Genomic DNA, 18,075 nt, shown 5'->3' on the forward strand with positions numbered 1-18,075 from the left:
CACCTCAGCCAGCGGGGTGAAGGCCGCTCGCACCTCAGCCAGCGCGGTGGGGTTACTTGATGCCGATGGAGGCGCTGTCGGTGGCGGTGTCGCCCTTGCCGTAGGTGTAGGAGCCCAGACCCATCTTCGACATGACGACACCGACGACGATCGTCAGGACGGTGAGCACCACGGCGATGATGCCGAGCAACGGGCTGAGGACGAAGACTGCCCAGGTGCCGACGGCACCGGCGATGATGCCGAGGGCCATGACGGTCCACCACGCGGGGTTCTGCGCGTGCCCGAGGTCCTCGACGGCGTGCGGCCCGGTCGGCGGGTGCGAGAGACGCTGGTGCTTGTGCTTGCTCATGGCGCACATCATCCCATGAGGCCGCCGACGATCGGCAAGGGCTGGCGCCTCCCGAGCGCACCCTGTCGGGGCTACGGTGGTGCGGGTCACTACACCTGACGAAAGGAGCGGCAGCGTGGCCGCGACCGACACCCTCGTGGAGTACCCGCCCAACGACGGGATGGGCTGGGCCGAGCACGACTTCCCCCATCCCTCGGGGCGGCGCCGCATCCTCGGTGATGCCTTCCGCAAGGGCATGGACCCGACCACACCGGTCCAGAACATGCTGCGCCTCGGCGCCGACCTCGGGCCGATCTTCGAGATGCTCGCGATGGGCCGCAAGTTCGTCTTCGCCCGCGGCGTCGACCTCGTCGGCGAGCTGTGCGACGACAAGCGATTCACCAAGGCCCTGGCGCCCGGCGTGGCGGACCTGCGGATGTTCGTCGCCGACGGCCTCTTCACCGCGGAGACCGACGAACCCAACTGGCGGCTGGCCCACGACCTGCTCATGCCGGCCTTCAGCAAGTCGGCGATGCGCGGTTACCACGACGTCATGGTGGAGGCGACCGACGAGCTGATCTCGGTGTGGGACAAGGCCGCCGGCGAAGGGAGGACCGTCGACGTCTCCCCGTGGCTCACCAAGCTCACCCTCGAGACGATCGGGCGGGCCGCCTTCAGCCACACCTTCCACAGCTTCGAGACCGCCGAGGTCGACCCCTTCGTCACGACCTTCGTCGCGGACATGTCCCACGCGGCTGTCCGCTCCAACGTGGCGGCCCTCCCCTTCGTCGGGCGGCGCATGGTGCGCACCAGGGACCGCGAGGCACTCGTGCGGCACGAGTACATCGACCGCCTGCTGCGCGACATCGTCGCCGAGCGGGAGACGAGCGGCGTCGAGCACGACGACCTGCTCGGCCGGATGATGCACGTCCCCGTCGACGAGTCGGGCTCCCTGCTCGACGCCGCCAACGTGCGCCACCAGATCCTCACCCTCCTCGTCGCCGGCCACGAGACGACCTCGGGGGCGGTCTCCTTCGCGCTCTACCACCTGACGCGCGAGCCCGAGGTGCTCGCGCGGGTGCGGGCCGAGCTCGACGAGGTGCTCGGCACCGCCCCGTCCGCGACCCCGAGCTTCGAGCAGGTGCCCAAGCTGCGCTACCTGCGCCGGGTCGTCGACGAGACCCTGCGGCTGTGGCCGACGGCGCCCGGCTTCGCCCGGTCGCCGAGGGAGACGACGACCATCGGGGCCGACGGATCGGCGGGGGTGCCGGGCGGCCTGCGCATGACGCCGGACGACAAGGTCCTCGTCTTCATCCCGCTGCTGCACCGCGACCCCGACGTGTGGCCGGACCCGGAGCGCTTCGACCCCGACAGGTTCCTGCCGGAGCACAATCGCGCCCGGTCCGCCCACGCCTACAAGCCCTTCGGCACCGGCGAGCGCGCCTGTATCGGCCGCCAGTTCGCCCTGCACGAGTCGGTCATCGTCCTGGCCAAGCTGCTGCACCGCTTCGACCTGACGTCCGAACCCGGCTACGACCTGACGATCACCGAGCGGCTGACGCTCATGCCAGTGGGCTTCCGGGTGGGCCTGACCCGGCGCTGACCGTCAGCCGAGGGTGCCGTCAGGCACCACGGGCAGCGGATCGAGATCTTCGAGCAGGTCGGCATCGCCGAGCTCGAGGCTGCCTGCACCGCGCGCGGCGGAGCCTCAGCCCAGGTCGCGCCGCACCACTTTGCCGTTGGCCGTGCGCGGCAGCGCGTCGGCGAAGCGCACCTCGCGAGGTCGCTTGTAGACAGCCAACCGCTCGGCCGCACGCTCGACGACCCGCTCCCGCACGGCATCCCGGTCGGTGACGTCCGTCGTCGGCACGACCCAGGCGCACACGATGCTCACCCCGTCGCCGACGTCGAGGGCGGCGACGGCGACCTCGGCAACGCCCGGCACCCCGGCGAGGGCCTCCTCGACCTCGACCGGGGAGACCCGGTAGCCCATCGCGTTCATGACGTCGTCAGCACGGCCGTGATAGGTCAGGTAACCGTCGGCGTCGACCTCCGCGAGATCGCCGGTGACGAACCACTCGCCACGCATGACCTCGGCCGTCTCGTCGGGCCGCTGCCAGTAGCCGAGCATGAGGCCGGGGTCCTCGCGGTGGACGGCCAGGCGGCCGACTTCGCCGACCGAGAGCTCCACGGGCGAGGACTGCGGGTCCTCGAGCACCTCGGGGTCGAGGACCCCGATCCGCCGTCCCGGCTGTGCCCGCCCCGGGCTGCCGGGACGCACGGGTATGCCGGGCCCGGTCGAGACGAAGGTCGAGATCTCGCTCATGCCGAGCGACTCGTGCAGCGGCACCCCGGTCGCGGCGCTCCACTCCTCGAGCAGTGCCGTGGGCAGCGCCTCCCCGGCGACGAGCGCGGTCCGCAGGGAGCTCAGGTCCCACTCCCCCGGGTCACCGTGACGCAGCAGGTGACGGTAGACCCCGGGCACGGCCGCGAGATGGGTCGCCTTGAGCGAGTGGACGATTCGCGGCCAGACGAGCCCGTCGCGCGGGCCGTCGTAGACGATGGCGGTCGCGGCGTTGGCCCACGGGTCGGTGAGTCCGACGCCGAGCGTGTAGGTCCAGTTGAGTGCCCCCGCGTGGAGCATGACGTCGCCCTCGCCGAGGCCGTACCAACCGCGGTACATCGGGCGGCGGCCCCAGGCGCTGCGATGAGCGTGGACGACCCCCTTCGGCCGCCCGGTCGTGCCGGAGGTGTACGTGATGAAGGCCGGGCGGGCGGGGTCACCGAGGTCGTGCTCGGCCCGCTCGCCGTCGGCCACCCAACGGCCGACATCGTCGGAGGTGATGACCGAGATGCCTTGCGGCACAGCCAGATCGAGGTCCGGGTCGAGGGCCACGGCCCGGGCACCGCTGTCCGCGAGCAGCCCGGCCGCCTCGTCCGCGGTCAGCTGCGCGCTCGTCGGCACGGCGACGAGCCCGGCCGCGATCGCCCCGAAGAAGACGAAGGGAAAGTGCGCTCGGTTGCCCATGCGCAGCAGCACCCGGTCGCCCGACTGCAACCCCAGCCCGAGCAGCCCGGCTGCGACGGCCCGGACGACGTCGTCGACCTCGGCGAAGGTCGAGCGCGAGTCGTCACCCGGCCCGTGGACGACGACGAGGGCGTCCCGGTCGGGGGCGTGTGCAGCGGGGTCACCGACGCAGTAGGCCGACATGCCGAAGGGGGTCGGCACTGCCTCGCCCGGCTCGGGGCGTACCGGCCAACGATCACCGCCCGTCACGCGGTGCGGGCGTCAGCGACGGCCAGCGCTTCGTCGAGGATCGCCAAACCCTCGCGGACCTCGTCGGCGGTCGTCGTGCACGGCGGGACGACGTGGACGCGGTTGCCGGCGACCATCGGCCACAGCCCGGCGGCCTTGCACGCCGCAGCAACCTCGGACATCGGGGAGGCCGCGTCGCCCGAGGCGTTGAAGGGCACGAGCGGCTCTCGCGTCTCGCGGTCTCGGACCAGCTCGACCGCCCACATGACGCCGAGCCCGCGGACCTCGCCGACACTCGGGTGGCGCTGCGCGATCTCGCGCAAGCCCGGCCCGATGACGTCCTCGCCGAGCGCGCGGGCGTGCTCGACGACCCCGTCCCGCTCGAAGATCCTCATCGACGCCACCGCAGAGGCGCAGGCGAGCGGGTGCCCCTGGTAGGTCAGCCCGCCCGGATAGGGCCGACGGCCGAAGGTCTCGCGGATCGCGGCGTTGACGACGACCCCGCCGAGGGGGACGTAGCCGGAGTTGACCCCCTTCGCGAAGGTGATGAGGTCGGGCGTGATGCCCCACCGGTCCACGGCGAACCACTCGCCGACCCGGCCGAAGCCGGCCATGACCTCGTCGGCGATCATGACGATCCCGTGCTCGTCGCACAGGGTGCGCACCCCGGCGAGGTAGCCGTCGGGCGGCACGAGTACGCCGTTGGTCCCGACGACCGTCTCGAGGACGATCGCGGCGACGTGCTGCGGACCCTCGACCTCGACGACCTCGCGCAGGTGGGCCAGCGCCCGCTCGCACTCCTGCTCGGGGCTGTCGGAGTGGAAGGGCGAGCGGTAGGGGTAGGGACCCCAGTGGTGGACGATGCCGGGCAGGGACGGCTCGCTCCCCCACCGTCGCGGCTCGCCGGTGAGGGCCATCGCGCCCGCCGTGCCGCCGTGGTAGCTGCGGTACGCGGCCAGCACCTTGTGTCGGCCGGTGTGCAGCCGCGCCATACGGATCGCGTGCTCGTTGGCGTCGGCGCCACCATTGGTGAAGAAGACCGCGTCGAGGTCGCCCGGCGCCCGGTCGGCAATCATCGCGGCCGCCTGCGAGCGGGTCTCGACGGCGAAGCTCGGCGCCATCGTCGTCATCCGACCGGCGGCCTCGGCAATCGCCGCGACGAGGTCTGGGTGCTGGTGCCCGAGGTTGACGTTGACCAGTTGGCTCGAGAAGTCGAGGTACTCGCGACCGGTGTGGTCGGTGAACCTGCTGCCCCGTGCCGCCACGACCCCCGGAGGGTCGATGAGGTCCTGCGCGCTCCACGAGTGCATGACGTGCGCACGGTCGAGTCGGCGCACCTCCGCGGCGTCGAGGCGGGGCAGCAGTTCCATCACATCTCCACGTGGTACGTCGGGTCGGCGTCGAAGAGGCGCCCGTCGGGACGGCCGAGCGCGGTGATCGCCTCGGTCTCGGCCTCGGAGAGATCGAAGCCGAAGATCTCGAGGTTGGTCCGCTGCCGCTCCGGGTCACCGGACTTCGGCAGCGGGAGCGACCCGAGGTGCAGGTGCCAGCGCAGGACGACCTGGGCGGGCGTGACGTCGTGGGCCCGTGCGGCGGCGACGACCGGCTCGGCGTCGAGGATCTCGCCCCGGCCGATCGGGCTCCACGCCTGCGTCGTGATGCCCCGCTCGGCGTCGGCGGCACGCTGGTCCGCCTGTGGGAAGGCGGGGTGCATCTCGACCTGGTTGCTCGCCGGAGTCACGCCGGTCGCCTCGATGATCTCGTCGAGGTGGGCGGGCGTGAAGTTGCTGACGCCGATCGAGCGGACCAGCCCCGCCTCGCGCGCGTCGACGAGCCCCTGCCAAGCCTTCACGTAGTGGCCCTGCGAGGGATTGGGCCAGTGGATGAGCACGCTGTCGAGGTACTCGAGGTCCATGACCTGCAGCGAGGTCTCGATGCTCGTGCGGGCGTTCTCGTGGTCACGGCCGGGGACTTTGGTCTGGACGAAGACATCGCCGCGGTCGACGCCGCTCACCCGGATCGCCTCGGTCACCTCTCGCTCGTTGCGGTAGTTGACCGCCGTGTCGATGAGCCGGTAGCCCACCTCGAGAGCCGATGCGATGGCACGCACGCCGTCGTCTCCGCGCAGCGGGTAGGTGCCGAATCCGAGGACCGGCACCGACGTGCCGTCCCCGAGGACGCGAGTGGGGGTTTCAGCCATGCCTGCCACGCTAGCCCCGCGGTCCATCCGCGCAAAGGGGGTTCGCGCCCACGGCCGCCGGCTCACCTACTCGCCGAGGACCGCGAGCAGCTCCCCCTTCGCCTGGGTGTACTCGGCCTCGAGCTGGTCGACGAGATCGGCCACGGGGACGACGGAGGAGATGCCGGCGACGGACTGGCCGGCGCTCCAGATCTCCTTCCACGCCTTGGGGGCGGTCGTCGAGGTCGTGCTCGCAGGCTCCGCGGCGTGGGGGTTGGTGACGTGGCCGAGGTCGACCCGCTCGGGCACCGGCAGGTGGTCGGGGTCGAGGCCGGCGGCGACGATGCTCTCGCGCAGGAAGTTCGCCGGGATGGTGCTGATCGACGGGGTATAGACGATCTGCTCGGCGCTGTGCCCGACGAGCATGTCGCGGTACTCCTGCGACACGAGCGACTCGCTCGTCGCGAGGAAGCGCGTGCCCATGTAGGCCAGGTCGGCACCGGCGGCCTGGGCGGCGAGCACGTCGCGGCCGGTCGACAGGGCACCACTGAGGATGAGCGGCCCGTCCCAGACCGCGCGTACCTCGCTGATCAGGGCGAAGGGGTTGAGCCCGCCCGCATGCCCACCGGCACCGGCCGAGACGAGGATGAGCCCGTCCACCCCCGCGGCCGCCGCCTTGGCCGCGTGCTTGGCATTGGTGACGTCGTGGAAGACGAGGCCGCCGTAGGAGTGGACCGCGTCGACGACCTCCTTGGCAGCGCCGAGGCTGGTGATGACGAGCGGCACCTCGTGCGCGACGATCTGCTCGAGGTCGGCCTCGATGCGCTTGTTGGTGTGGTGGACGATGAAGTTGACGCCGAAGGGCGCGGGCCGGCGACCGCTCGCGTCGGGCTCGGCCAGGGCCGTCTCGATCTGCGTCAGCCACCCGTCGAAGTCCTCGGTGGTGCGCAGGTTGAGCGCCGGGAAGGTCCCGACGACCCCGGCGCGGCAGGCACCGACGACGAGGTCGACGCCCGAGGCGAGGAACATCGGCGCGGAGATGATCGGCAGGCGCAGTCGGCCCTGGAGCTGCTGGGGCATCGTCATGGCCCCATGATGGCAGTCGCTACTGGCGCTTCCCCGCGAGGGCCATTCCTCGACCCATGAGCGACCAGTAGCGCGCGGGCAGCAGCCGGGCGACGGCGTCGAGGGCGCGGGCGTCGTTGCCGATGAGCAGCCGGGGGCGCCGGGCGACGGCGGCCTCGATGATCTCCTCGGCGGCCCGGTCGGCCGGGTAGCGCAGCACCTTGTCGAAGGCCGCGCGCCCGCGCTCGCTCTCGTCGGGGCCGGTGCCCGCGGCGATCCGGGCGTTCCGGGCGATGCCGGTGCGAATGCCGCCCGGGTGCACGCTCGTGACCCCCACCGGCTGGTCCTCCGCCTCGAGCTCGCTGCGCAGCGACTCGCTGAACCCGCGCAGCCCGAACTTGCTCGTCGAGTAGGCCGACTGCCCCGGCGGGCCGATGAGCCCGAAGAGGCTCGAGGTGTTGACCACCTGCCCCTGACCGTTGGCGAGCATGAGCGGCAGCAGCGCCCGGGTGAACCGGATCGGCACGAGCAGGTTGATCTCGAGCAGCCAGTCGAAGTCCTGTGCCGAGACGTCGACGAACCGGCCACCGACCGCGACGCCGGCGTTGTTGAAGAGCATCGTCACGCCGGCGTGCTCGTCGCGGATGCGCGCGATCGCCGCGTCGGCAGCGGCCCGCTCCGACAGGTCGACGACGAAGGGGGTGACCCACGCCCCGGGCGTCTCCCGGCCGATCTCCGCGACGACCCGCTCGAGGCCGGCGGCGTCGCGGTCGAGGACGACGAGGTCGGCACCGCGACGCGCCAGGCCCTTGGCCAGGTGCTCGCCCATGCCACCGGCGGCCCCGGTGACGACCGCCGTGCCGCCGGCGACGACAAGATCGGGGCGCTTCACCGCGAGGTCTCCGCGACGGCCTCCACGCTGACCGGTGACTCGGCGGCCTCCGTCGCCGGCACCTCGACGACATCGCCCACGGCGCCGTCGACATTGCTCGACGACCCGGGCAGCGGCAGCTGCGCCGGTGCCTCCGCACCCGACGGGAGGGCGACCCCCTTCGCCCCGAGCGGAGCGAAGAACATGTCCTGGGTGACGTCGGCCCGGCGGAAGGCGATCTTGTCCTTGAGGTAGTTCTGCGGCATCGTCCACGGCGCGCGGTCACCGACCTTGGGGAAGGTCGAGACGATGCGCTGCACGTAGCCCGAGGTCAGGTCCATGATCGGGCCGGCCGTCATGCCGTCGGGCGCGACCGGGACCGCGGTGCCCAGACCACGGTCGCGCAGGTGCCCGAGCAGCCGCGCGACATAGCGGCTCACCAGGTCGGCCCGCAGCGTCCACGAGGCGTTGACGTAGCCGACGGTCATCGTGACGTTGGGGACGCCGGCGAGCATCAGGCCGCGGTAGGCGAAGCGGCGGGCCATGTCGACCGGCGCACCGTCGACCGAGACCTGCGCCCCGCCGAAGAGCTGCAGCCGCAGGCCGGTCGCGGTGACGACGATGTCGGCCTCGAGGACCCGACCGTCGGTCAGGCGCACGCCCTCAGGCACGAAGCGGTCGATGTGCCCGGTGACGACGTCGGCGGCACCGCGCCGGATCGCCGCGTAGAGGTCGCCGTCGGGCACCGCGCACAGGCGCTGGTCCCACACGTCGTAGGGCGGGGTGAAGTGCTCGGCGACGACCTCCTTGGGCAGGAAGGCGCGCACCTGCCCAAGGACGATCGCGTTGGCCGCCCGCGGACGCTTGCGGGAGAGCTCGTAGAGGAAGGACTGCAGGCCGAGGTTCTTGACCCGGGTGAGCGACTGCACCCGCTGCGGGCTCAGCCGCTTGCGCAGCAGCTGGACGAAGGGGTCGATCCCCGGCTGGGAGAAGACATAGCTCGGCGTGCGCTGCAGCATCGTCACGTGGGCCGCCGTCTGCGCCATCGCCGGGACGACGGTCACAGCCGTCGCACCCGAGCCGATGACGACGACGCGCTTGCCGGCGTGGTCGAGGTCCTGCGGCCAGAACTGCGGGTGCACCACGGTCCCGGAGAAGTCCTCGACCCCCGCGAAGCCCGGGTCGTGGGCCTCCTCGTAGTCGTAGTAGCCGCTGCCGAAGTGGACCCACCCGGCGCGCACCTCGCGCCGGCCCCCGTCCGTGTCCACCTGCACGGTCCACTCCTGGGCGTCGCTCGACCAGTCGAGCGCGACGACCCGGCAGCCGGTGTGGGTCCGCTCGTCGAGCCCTCCGTCGCGCGCCGTCTCGCGGATGTAGTCCCGGATGTCACCACCGTCGGCGATCGCCTTGCGCCCCTGCCACGGCCGGAAGGGAAAGGAGAGGGTGAACATGTCGGAGTCCGAGCGCACCCCCGGGTAGCGGAAGAGGTCCCAGGTGCCACCGGTCGCTGCACGGGCCTCGACGATCGCGAGGTCGACGTCGGGCGTGGCCTCGAGGATGCGGTGTGCGGCACCGATGCCGGAGATGCCGGCGCCGACGACGAGGACGTCGACACGCTCCGGCAGCTCGCGGCGGGTGGTGCCCTGCGGTTGGCTGGGCGCGGCAGTCATCGGTGACCTTCCATCCATTGGTTTGTTTCTCACCGGTAACCTACGCCTCGCCGCGAAGCCGCGCACCCCTGCTCAGCCGGCGTGCACATCGCTGAGCGCCTCGGTCGTCGACGGATGGGTCCAGATGCCGTCGCCCGTGCGCCCGCACGAAGGAGCACGGGTGAGGTGCTCATCCGCAGGTCGGTTGTTGAGTAGCCGTCCCCCTCCCGGTTCTACTGAACGGCCCCCTGGCGGGAGCTCGCTCGCTCGATCGTCGCGACGACGGTGTCGACGACGAGCTCGGGGTGGTCGATCTGAGGACAGTGCCCGCAGTCCTCGAGCGAGACGTGGGTCGCCTCGGGGAAGCGGGCTCGGGCGGTGTCTGCCTCGGAGGGCAGGAGCAGGCGGTCGGTGTCGCCCCAGGCGATGGCCGTCGGGACGGCGAGCGGCTCGGTGACGCGCAGGAAGGTCGCCCGGACGAAGTGCGGCCAGAAGCCCGGTGCCCGGCGCAGGTTGAGGGTGTCCCCCACCGCCGCCTCGACGGTGACCTTCTCCGGGTGCGTGTAGAGGGCACGGAAGGCCAGCTTGCGAAACCACACGTGGGCGGTGAGGCGGCGGTGCAGCGCCTCGGGGAGGTGGCTGCCGGCCTTCATCAAGAGCAGGTTGGCCGCGACATTGGGCAGGTGCCACGGCGGGAAGAACCCGGCCGGCGACAGGGCGGTCACGCTGCTGACGACGCCCTCGCGGGCGGCCAGCTCGAGGGCCATCGCGCCGCCGAGTGAGTTGCCGACGACGTGCGGCCGCTCGATGCCCAGCTCGCGGAAGAGCCGCTCGAACTGCTCGGCATGACTGCGCATCGACCAGCCGTCCGGCCGGGTGGGCTTCGGCGAGTCCCCGTGGCCGGGCAGGTCGACGACGTAGACGTCGTGACCGCGCGCCGCGAGCAGCTCCGGCACCTCGCCCCACGCCTGGCGCCGGTGGCCGATGCCGTGGACGAGGACGACGGGCGCGCCGTCCCCGGGGACGTGGGTGTACTTGATGGTGTTCCGCATGGCGCCGGACGTTACCGGCCGGTCACCTGGCACGCCACCACATGACGAGGGGTGGGACCCACCAGCTGGCGGGTCCCACCCTTCGTCGTGATCAGTGCTCGTTGGGGTCGGCGTCCTGGTCGGCCTTGGTCGCGTGGACCGTGCCGTGCACGTGCTCCGGCGGGCCGTAGAGGGAGTAGACCTTCAGCGGCACGTCGCCGATGTTGGTGACGTTGTGCCACTGACCGGCCGGCACCATGATGATGTCGTCGTCGCCGACCTCGCGGTCGAAGCTCAGGTCGTCCCGTGCCGGCCCCATCTGGGCCCGGCCGCGACCCTCCTCGACCCGGATGAACTGGTCGTGGTCCTCGTGGACCTCCAGACCGATGTCGTCACCGGGCGCGATGGCCATGACGGTCAGCTGCAGGTTGGTGCCGGTCCACAGCGTGGAGCGGTAGTTGGAGTTCTGCAGGGTGGCCGACTCGATGTCGACGACGTAGGGCGCGGGGCCGTGGTCGGTGAGGTCGATCTGCTCGCTCATGGAGTCTCCTGGTGAGGTCGGGAGGGAGGACGACAGTCACGCTACCGATGCCTCAGGCCCGCGCGCCCACCGAGTCGGGGACGTCGATCTGGTCGCCGGCCTCGAGCGGACCGTCGGCGGCCTTGGTGGCGGCGATCGCGGCGTCCTCGTCGGGCGCGCTCGTGCGGATCAGGTGGTCGAAGGCGCTCAGGGAGGCGGTCGACCCGGCACCCAGGGCCGTGACGATCTGCTTGTAGGGCTCGACCGTGCAGTCGCCGGCGGCGAAGACGCCCGGCAGGTTGGTGCGGCCGACGCCGTCGATGACGATCTCGCCGCGCTCGGAGAGCTCGACCGCGTCGCCGAGCCACTCGGTGTTGGGCAGCAGGCCGATCTGGACGAAGACGCCCTCGAGAGCGAGGGTCTCGCCCTCGCCGCCGTCGCGGGGCTCGACGACGATGCCGGTGACCTTGCCGCCGTCGCCGACGACCTCGGTGGTCTTGGTGCCGAGGCGGACGTCGACATTGGGCAGCGAGCGCAGCTTGCGCTGGAGCACCTCGTCGGCGCGCATCTCGTCCATGAACTCGACGAGGGTGACGTGCCCGACGATGCCCGCGAGGTCGATCGCGGCCTCGACGCCGGAGTTGCCGCCGCCGATGACGGCGATGCGCTTGCCCTTGAAGAGCGGGCCGTCGCAGTGCGGGCAGAAGGTGACGCCCTTGTTGCGGTAGTCCTCCTCGCCGGGGACGCCCATGGTGCGCCAGCGGGCGCCCGTCGCGAGGACCACGGTCTTGCCCTTGAGCGCGGCGCCGCCCACGAGGTCGACGACCGTCAGCCCGTCGTCGCCTGCGGAGAGGCCGGCGGCGGCCTGGCTGCGGATCATGTCGACGTCGTACTCGCCGACGTGGCGCTCGAGGTCGGCCGCGAGCTTCGGGCCCTCGGTGTGCGGGACGGAGACGAGGTTTTCGATCGCCATGGTGTCGAGCACCTGGCCGCCGAAGCGCTCGGCGACGAGACCCGTGCGGATGCCCTTGCGCGCAGCGTAGATCGCGGCGGAGGCGCCGGCGGGGCCACCTCCGACGACGAGGACGTCGTAGGGCTCACGGGAAGACAGTTCCTCGGCGGCGCGGGCCGCGGAGTCGCCACCGGCCAGTTCGTCGACCTTGCCGACGATCTCGGCGAGCTCCATGCGGCCGGAGCCGAAGGACTCGCCGTCGACGAAGACGGTCGGCACGGCGAGCACGCCGCGGCGCTCGGCCTCCTCGGGGAAGACGGCGCCGTCGATGGCCGTGTGGGTGATGCCGGGGTTGAGCACGCTCATGAGGTTGAGCGCCTGGACGACGTCGGGGCAGTTCTGGCAGCTGAGCGAGAAGAAGGTCTCGAAGTGGTGCTCACCGGTCAGACCCTTGATCTGCTCGATGACGTCCTGCGAGGCCTTGCTCGGGTGCCCGCCGACCTGGAGCAGCGCCAGGACGAGGGAGGTGAACTCATGGCCCATCGGGATGCCGGCGAAGCGGACGGACACCTGCGGGTCGGACACGCGGGTGATCGCGAAGGAGGGGACGCGCTCGTCGAGGTCGCTCCCTTCGGCCACGCGGCGGGTGATGAGGTCGCTCATCCCCTCGATCTCGACGATCAGCTCGTCGAGCTCACGGGACTTGGGGCTCGCGTCGAGGCTCGCGACGAGCTCGATGGGCTCGCGGAGGTTGTCGAGGTACGCCTTGAGTTGGGTGGCGAGGTTCTGGTCGAGGGCCATGGTGCGAGCGACTCCTGCAGGACGAAGGGGGATGACAGTTGCGGGGCGTGGGTGGGGGCGGGCGGGTCGCGCCGCCCCCACCAGAGATGCACCGTGCGTGACGGCGATCAGGTCGAGCGGAGAGGCCCGATCAGATCTTGCCGACGAGGTCCAGGCTCGGGGCGAGGGTCTCGGCGCCCTCTTCCCACTTGGCCGGGCAGACCTCACCGGGGTTGTTGCGGACGTACTGGGCGGCCTTGACCTTGCGGACGAGCTCCTTGGCATTGCGGCCGATGCCCTCGGCCGTGATCTCGAGGAACTGGATGACGCCGTCGGGGTCGACGAGGAAGGTGCCACGGTTGGCCAGGCCCTCGTCCTCGCGCAGGATGTCGAAGTTGCGCGAGATGGTGGCGGTCGGGTCGCCGAGCATCGGGTAGGTGACCTTGCCGACCGCGTCGGAGGTCTCGTGCCACGCCTTGTGAGTGAAGTGCGTGTCGGTCGAGACCGAGAAGACCTCGACGCCCAAGCCCTTGAGCTCCGCGTCGTACTCGGCCGCGAGGTCCTCGAGCTCCGTCGGGCAGACGAAGGTGAAGTCAGCCGGGTAGAAGAAGAAGATCGCCCACTTGCCGGCGATGTCCGCCTCGGAGAAGTCCTTGAACTCACCGTCGATGTAGCCGGTGGCCTGGAAGGGCTTGATCTGGGTGTTGATGAGGGACATGCGTTGGTCTCCTGTGCATCTCTCGGGTTCAGTTCGCTCCATCCGGCGCGGACTTGACCGCTCCGTTGATTGGAACGACTCCAGATTAGCCAAGGCCCTCCTTCGATGCAAACCGGGGCGGTGACATCGACGTGAACCCTGCGTGTGAAGGGCGCGAACTCACCCGGCAAGAGTCAGGGGGACCGTCCCAGCGGTCGGGATATCGCCAGCCGATCCCGGATTCGGTCAGGTGGCGTGGCGCGGGTCACATCCTCCCGCCACCTTCGACTCACCGGCCGGACACCCCCGGCTCGACACCGAAGGAGAACCCCATGACCTCGCGCAGCACCCTGATGCTCACGGCCGCCCTCGCCGGCGCCGGCACGCTCCTTGCCCCGGCCGCCACCGCGGCCCCCGTGCCGGACGGCGGGGTCTCCACGCAGGACCCGATGACCTCCTACGTCATGGAGCGCGACGGCAAGACCCGGGCACAGGCCCGCGCCTACCTGGCGACCAAGGACACCAAGCAGGCCACGCTCCGATCGCTCGAGGCGAAGGGGGTCACGGCCGACGGCGCGTGGTTCGACGGCACCCAGCTCGTCGTCGGGGTCGACTCCGCAGCCGACGCCGCGAAGGTCCGTGCCGCCGGGCTGCGCCCGAGCACCGCTGTGGGACAACGGGATCTGGACCGCGTCGCGACCAAGGTGCTGGGCCAGGCCGGCGCCTCGAAGCACGTCGTCACCGTCGGACCCGACCTGCAGCAGGGCGTCGTCGAGGTGCGGATCGCCGCGGACGCGCCCGACTCCCTTCGCCAGCGCATCGCGGCCATGGACCGGGTGACCGTGACGACCGCCGACGAGCTGACGACGCAGGCCGACGTCGTCCCGGGCCGGATCATGGACCTCTCCCCCGGGACCAACTGCTCGCTCGGCTACCCGGGCAAGACGTCCAGCGGCAACAACGTCCTGCTCACCGCCGGCCACTGCGTCGAGGGGCTGCCGGACATCCTCGACGCCAACGGCACGCACATCGGCAAGGGGACGCACACCCGCTTCCGCGAGGGGTACAGCAGCGTCGACATGGGCCTGATGGACATCGACAGCGAGGACACGGGCATGCCCTACGTCGACAGCCGCGGCCACTCGGGCTACTACCCGGTCGAGGGCGCGAGCAAGAACGCCGTCGGCTCCGAGATCTGCAAGGCCGGCAACACGACCGGCTGGACCTGCGGGACGATCAAGGCCTACAACCGCACCGTCAACTACGGCGGCACGGTCGTCTCCGGTCTCGCCGAGGCGAGCGTGTGCACCGAGGGCGGTGACTCCGGTGGCGCCTACATCGGCGTCGGCAACCTCGCCCAGGGCATGACCTCCGGCGGTCCGGTCGGCGTCGAGTGCGGCTACAACCAGGGCTACAACGCCGGGTCGTACAGCTTCTACCAGCCGGTCGTCGACGCGGCGAGCTACTACGGCGTCACGATCGACACCGCCAACTGACCCCTGGCCAGCATCACCGGATGGGCGGGGCCTCACGGCCTCGCCCATCCGATGGTGGAGGCGCGGGGCCGCCCGCTGCCGAACCCACCCGCTGGTGGAGGCGCGAGGCCGCCCGCGGCCGAGCCTCGACACCACGGAACTTTCCGCCGACGCACCACGTCACAGGTGCATGAAGCCTCTCGCCCTCGCCGCCGCGCTCCTGCTGACCTCCGCCTGCGGGCTCGTCGGCGGGGGCGACGAGCCGCAGCTCGACCCGGCCACGGTCGTGGTGGAGGTCAGCTGGGTCCCGCCCTCGACCCCCGACCGCTACCAGGACACCCGCTCGCTCCGGCTCTCCCAGGACGAGGTCGTCGGGGAGGTCAAGGGAGACGAGACGACACGGCCGATGGACGCCGACCAGTGGGAGGAGTTCGTCGCCGAGCTGCCCGCCCGCCTCGACGAGATCGAGGGTCAGGACAGCCCATGCCTCGGAGCGGGCGGCACCAACCTCACCGTGACCGGCGCCGGCAGCGCCGACCGCGAGGTCGTCACGACCGTCTGCGGCGGCGAGCCGCACCCCTCCGCCGCGAAGATCGACTCGCTCGTCGAGGGCTTCTGAACCCGCATTGCCCTACGGCAATGCGACGTCGAACCCGCATTGCCGTAGGGCAATGCGGGTTGAGGTCAGGCGGAGTGGGTCAGGCGCCCGCCGACAAAGGTCGCCAGCACCCGGGTCTCCCGCAGGTGAGCTGCCTGAGCTGCAGTGCCGGGCAGCCCTGCGGGGCAGGGGTCTTCGGCGAGGAGGGCGACGTCGCCCGGGCCCCCGACCACGAGCTCGGTGACCCCATCGGTCGAGGCGAGCAGCGCCTCGCGGGGCGTGATCGCCTGCTCCGGCGCCCAGGGCTCGCGCTCGTCGGCACTGCGGTGGACCGCCGCCGCCATGGCGAGCCACGGGTCGAGCGGGGAGACGGGAGCGTCCGACCCCAGGCGAAGGGGGATCCCCGCCGTCGTCATCGAGCGCAGGGCGAAGCACCGGTCGAGCCGGTCGGGCCACAGGGCCTCGGTCGAGTCGCGGTCGTCGAGCAGGTGCGCCGGCTGGACGCTCGCGATGAGCCCGAGGTCGGCGAAGCGACCCAGCGCCTCCATCCGCACCAGCTGTGCGTGCTCGATCGTGCCGCGTGCGCCGCTCGCGGCGTAGGCGTCGAGGGCGTCGAGCAGCGCCTGGTCGCCGATCGCGTGGACCGCGCCGTCGAGGCCGTGCACGTGGGCGCGCCTCAGCAGCTCGGTGAGCTCCTCGGGACCGACAGTGCTCTTGCCGTGCGGGTCGCCGAGGTCGTCGTCGGTGACGAAGGGCTCGCAGCACCAGGCGGTGCGGGTGTTGAGCGAGCCGTCGGTGATGACCTTGAACGGGCCCATCGTCACCAGGCCGGTCCCGTCGAGCACGTCGCCGGTCCGCACACCCGCGGCGATGGTCTCCTCGAGCCCCTCGGGGTAGGTCGCCGGACGCACCCGTAGCAGGACGAGGCCGTCGGCGGTGCGCTGAGGCCACTCGAGGCGCCCCGCCTCGAACTCCATGTCGGCGATGCCGACGACCCCCTTCGCCGCGGCGGCACGCATCGCCGAGTCGAGGCTGGCGCGGATGACGGCCGGGTCCTCCGGCAGGTCGGCCAGGCGCTGGTAGATGGGGAACCACTCGTCCTCGTCGAGGTGTCCCTCGTGGACCGGCAGACCGAGGGCTCGGAAGGCCGCGCTGCTCAGCCACCCGGCGTGGCAGTCCCCGCTGATGAGGATGACCGGCCGGTCGCCGGCGACGGCGTCGAGCTCGGCGGTGCTCGGCAGGCGGTCCCAGCCGGCCACGCGCCAGCCGAAGCCCTGCACGACGGTCCCGGGCGCCGGTCGCTCCGCGGCGAGGTGGCGCGCGACCCGGGCCGTGACCTCCTCGGGGCTCGCGGTGTCCGCGACGTCGACCCGGCGGGACATCGCCGCCCACTGGCCGAAGTGGACGTGTGCGTCCCACAGCCCCGGGAGCGCGAGCGCTCCGCCGGCGTCATGGACCTCGGCCCCCGCGGTGGTGAGGTGCTCGCCGATCTCGGCGATCCTCCCTTCGCGCAGCCGGATGTCCACGGGTGCGGCGCCGGGTCGCAGGCGGGCGCCACGGATCAGCGCATGCGGGACGAAGGGGGCCATGCTCGGCACGATACGACGGATACGGTGGCGCCATGCACCTGCTCGTCGTCGCCGCGATCCGGGCCGAGGCCGCCCACGTCCCCGAAGACCTCGAGGTCCTCGTCACCGGGGTCGGCAAGACCCTCGCGGCCGTGCAGGTCACCCGCGCGATCTGCGAGCACCCGCGCCGCGACGAGCTCGTCGTCGTCAACATCGGCACGGCCGGCGCCCTGCGCCCCGACGTCGCCGGACTGCACGAGATCGGGACCGTGCTCAACCACGACCTGTCGGCCGAGCCGATCCGGCAGCTCGGCCTCGACCCTCGCGAGCGGATCGAGCTGGACGCCGGCCGACCAACGGCGCTGGCGAGCGGCGACCTCTTCGTCACCGACCCGGCCGTGCGCGACGAGCTCGCCACACGCGCCGACCTCGTCGACATGGAGGGCTACGCCATCGCCCTCGCGTGCACCGAGCTCGGCGTGCCCGTCCACCTGGTCAAGGTCGTGAGCGACAACGCCGACGAGACCGCGCACGACTGGTCCGCGGCCGTCGACGGTTGCGCCCGCGAGCTGGGCGCGTGGCTGGCGGACTTCGTCCGGCTCGACCGCGTGCGCTGAGCGTGCGCCGGCCTGCTGGGAATGGTTCTCACCCCGGCGGGGTTGAGGACGGCATGACTACGACGACGCGCGAGCTGTACGGCTTCGAGCGCTACGAGCGCGCGAAGCACGCCTTCGACGATGCCCGCTACACCGATGCGGCGAGCGACCTCGAGGACTTCTTCACCGATCTCGCGGCCGCCCGCGCGGAGGGCGACGCCAACCCCGTCGGGCACGGCACCGCCGAGATCCACCTGCTGCTGGCGCGCTGCTACTTCCACTCCGCGCAGCTCGGGCGGGCCGAGGCCGCGGCCCGCGAAGTCATCGCCGAGGCACCCGACGACGCCTACGCACACCTGCTCCTGGGCCGCACCCTGCAGCGGGCCGGCCGAGCCGACGAGGCGCGCGGCCCCCTTCGCCTGGCGGAGCTGCTCGGAGGCTACGGCACCGCTGCGGGCCCGGCGGCCAAGGTCGCCGACGAGGGTTTCTGACCGGCCCGACGACTCCCGC

General features: G+C 71.8%; 17 protein-coding genes. 5 read left to right on the forward strand and 12 right to left on the reverse strand.

From position 1 onward, the window contains the following. Positions 1–52: 52 nt before the first annotated feature. The gene (locus NYE39_RS09710; protein WP_072625819.1) at positions 53–349 is read right to left on the reverse strand and encodes a hypothetical protein; all 297 of its coding nucleotides are present in this window, start codon (positions 347–349) and stop codon (positions 53–55) included. A gap of 115 nt (positions 350–464) precedes the next feature. Between NYE39_RS09710 and NYE39_RS09715 the strand changes: the two genes are divergently transcribed. Continuing rightward, the gene (locus NYE39_RS09715) at positions 465–1,931 is read left to right on the forward strand and encodes a cytochrome P450 (protein ID WP_341012531.1); all 1,467 of its coding nucleotides are present in this window, start codon (positions 465–467) and stop codon (positions 1,929–1,931) included. Between the two features lie 105 nt (positions 1,932–2,036). On the opposite strand, the gene NYE39_RS09720 is transcribed toward NYE39_RS09715, so the two are convergent. From NYE39_RS09720 to ahpC, 10 genes are all read right to left on the reverse strand, one after another. After that, positions 2,037–3,557: an acyl-CoA synthetase gene (locus NYE39_RS09720; protein WP_341012532.1), complete on the reverse strand. Its 1,521-nt coding sequence runs from the start codon at positions 3,555–3,557 to the stop codon at positions 2,037–2,039. A 44-nt stretch (positions 3,558–3,601) separates the two neighbouring features. Next, positions 3,602–4,954 carry an aspartate aminotransferase family protein gene (locus NYE39_RS09725; RefSeq protein WP_341012533.1) on the reverse strand — a complete coding sequence of 451 codons (1,353 nt, stop codon included), beginning with the start codon at positions 4,952–4,954 and terminating at the stop codon, positions 3,602–3,604. Beyond that, positions 4,954–5,784: an aldo/keto reductase gene (locus tag NYE39_RS09730; protein WP_072625821.1), complete on the reverse strand. Its 831-nt coding sequence runs from the start codon at positions 5,782–5,784 to the stop codon at positions 4,954–4,956. The genes NYE39_RS09725 and NYE39_RS09730 overlap by 1 nt, the downstream gene beginning before the upstream one ends. 66 nt (positions 5,785–5,850) lie before the next feature. Beyond that, entirely contained in the window at positions 5,851–6,849 is a 999-nt protein-coding gene (locus tag NYE39_RS09735; RefSeq protein ID WP_341012534.1) for an NAD(P)H-dependent flavin oxidoreductase, read from the reverse strand. 19 nt (positions 6,850–6,868) lie between these two features. Beyond that, positions 6,869–7,720 (reverse strand): SDR family NAD(P)-dependent oxidoreductase, encoded by an 852-nt coding sequence (locus NYE39_RS09740; RefSeq protein WP_341012535.1) that lies wholly within the window; start codon positions 7,718–7,720, stop codon positions 6,869–6,871. Beyond that, positions 7,717–9,369 carry a flavin-containing monooxygenase gene (locus NYE39_RS09745; protein ID WP_341012536.1) on the reverse strand — a complete coding sequence of 551 codons (1,653 nt, stop codon included), beginning with the start codon at positions 9,367–9,369 and terminating at the stop codon, positions 7,717–7,719. The genes NYE39_RS09740 and NYE39_RS09745 overlap by 4 nt, the downstream gene beginning before the upstream one ends. Positions 9,370–9,581: 212 nt before the next feature. Further along, positions 9,582–10,400 (reverse strand): alpha/beta fold hydrolase, encoded by an 819-nt coding sequence (locus NYE39_RS09750; protein ID WP_341012537.1) that lies wholly within the window; start codon positions 10,398–10,400, stop codon positions 9,582–9,584. A 91-nt stretch (positions 10,401–10,491) separates the two neighbouring features. Further along, a complete protein-coding gene (locus tag NYE39_RS09755) occupies positions 10,492–10,920 on the reverse strand; it encodes a cupin domain-containing protein (protein ID WP_341012538.1) in 429 nt (142 codons plus the stop codon). Positions 10,921–10,972: 52 nt separating this feature from the next. After that, positions 10,973–12,652 carry an alkyl hydroperoxide reductase subunit F gene (ahpF, locus tag NYE39_RS09760; protein WP_341012539.1) on the reverse strand — a complete coding sequence of 560 codons (1,680 nt, stop codon included), beginning with the start codon at positions 12,650–12,652 and terminating at the stop codon, positions 10,973–10,975. A 130-nt stretch (positions 12,653–12,782) separates the two neighbouring features. Beyond that, entirely contained in the window at positions 12,783–13,349 is a 567-nt protein-coding gene (gene ahpC, locus NYE39_RS09765; RefSeq protein WP_084449693.1) for an alkyl hydroperoxide reductase subunit C, read from the reverse strand. A gap of 311 nt (positions 13,350–13,660) precedes the next feature. Here ahpC and NYE39_RS09770 point away from each other — a divergent pair, with 311 nt between their 5' ends. Both NYE39_RS09770 and NYE39_RS09775 read left to right on the forward strand, forming a co-directional pair. Next, on the forward strand, positions 13,661–14,824 hold the full coding sequence (locus tag NYE39_RS09770) for a S1 family peptidase (RefSeq protein ID WP_341012540.1): 1,164 nt from the start codon (positions 13,661–13,663) through the stop codon (positions 14,822–14,824). A gap of 169 nt (positions 14,825–14,993) precedes the next feature. Then, positions 14,994–15,422 (forward strand): hypothetical protein, encoded by a 429-nt coding sequence (locus NYE39_RS09775; protein ID WP_341012541.1) that lies wholly within the window; start codon positions 14,994–14,996, stop codon positions 15,420–15,422. A gap of 65 nt (positions 15,423–15,487) precedes the next feature. Here the strand turns inward: NYE39_RS09775 and NYE39_RS09780 are convergent, their stop codons facing one another. Next, positions 15,488–16,990 (reverse strand): amidohydrolase, encoded by a 1,503-nt coding sequence (locus NYE39_RS09780; RefSeq protein ID WP_341012542.1) that lies wholly within the window; start codon positions 16,988–16,990, stop codon positions 15,488–15,490. Between the two features lie 32 nt (positions 16,991–17,022). On the opposite strand from NYE39_RS09780, the gene NYE39_RS09785 reads away from it, so the two are divergent. Together NYE39_RS09785 and NYE39_RS09790 are read left to right on the forward strand one after the other, a co-directional pair. Continuing rightward, positions 17,023–17,586, forward strand: coding sequence for a nucleosidase (locus NYE39_RS09785; RefSeq protein WP_185221065.1), 564 nt, complete (start codon positions 17,023–17,025; stop codon positions 17,584–17,586). A 53-nt stretch (positions 17,587–17,639) separates the two neighbouring features. After that, entirely contained in the window at positions 17,640–18,056 is a 417-nt protein-coding gene (locus tag NYE39_RS09790; RefSeq protein ID WP_341012543.1) for a tetratricopeptide repeat protein, read from the forward strand. Positions 18,057–18,075 lie beyond the last annotated feature (19 nt).

The organism is Janibacter sp. FSL W8-0316, assembly GCF_038004165.1.
Classification (GTDB): domain Bacteria; phylum Actinomycetota; class Actinomycetes; order Actinomycetales; family Dermatophilaceae; genus Janibacter; species Janibacter indicus.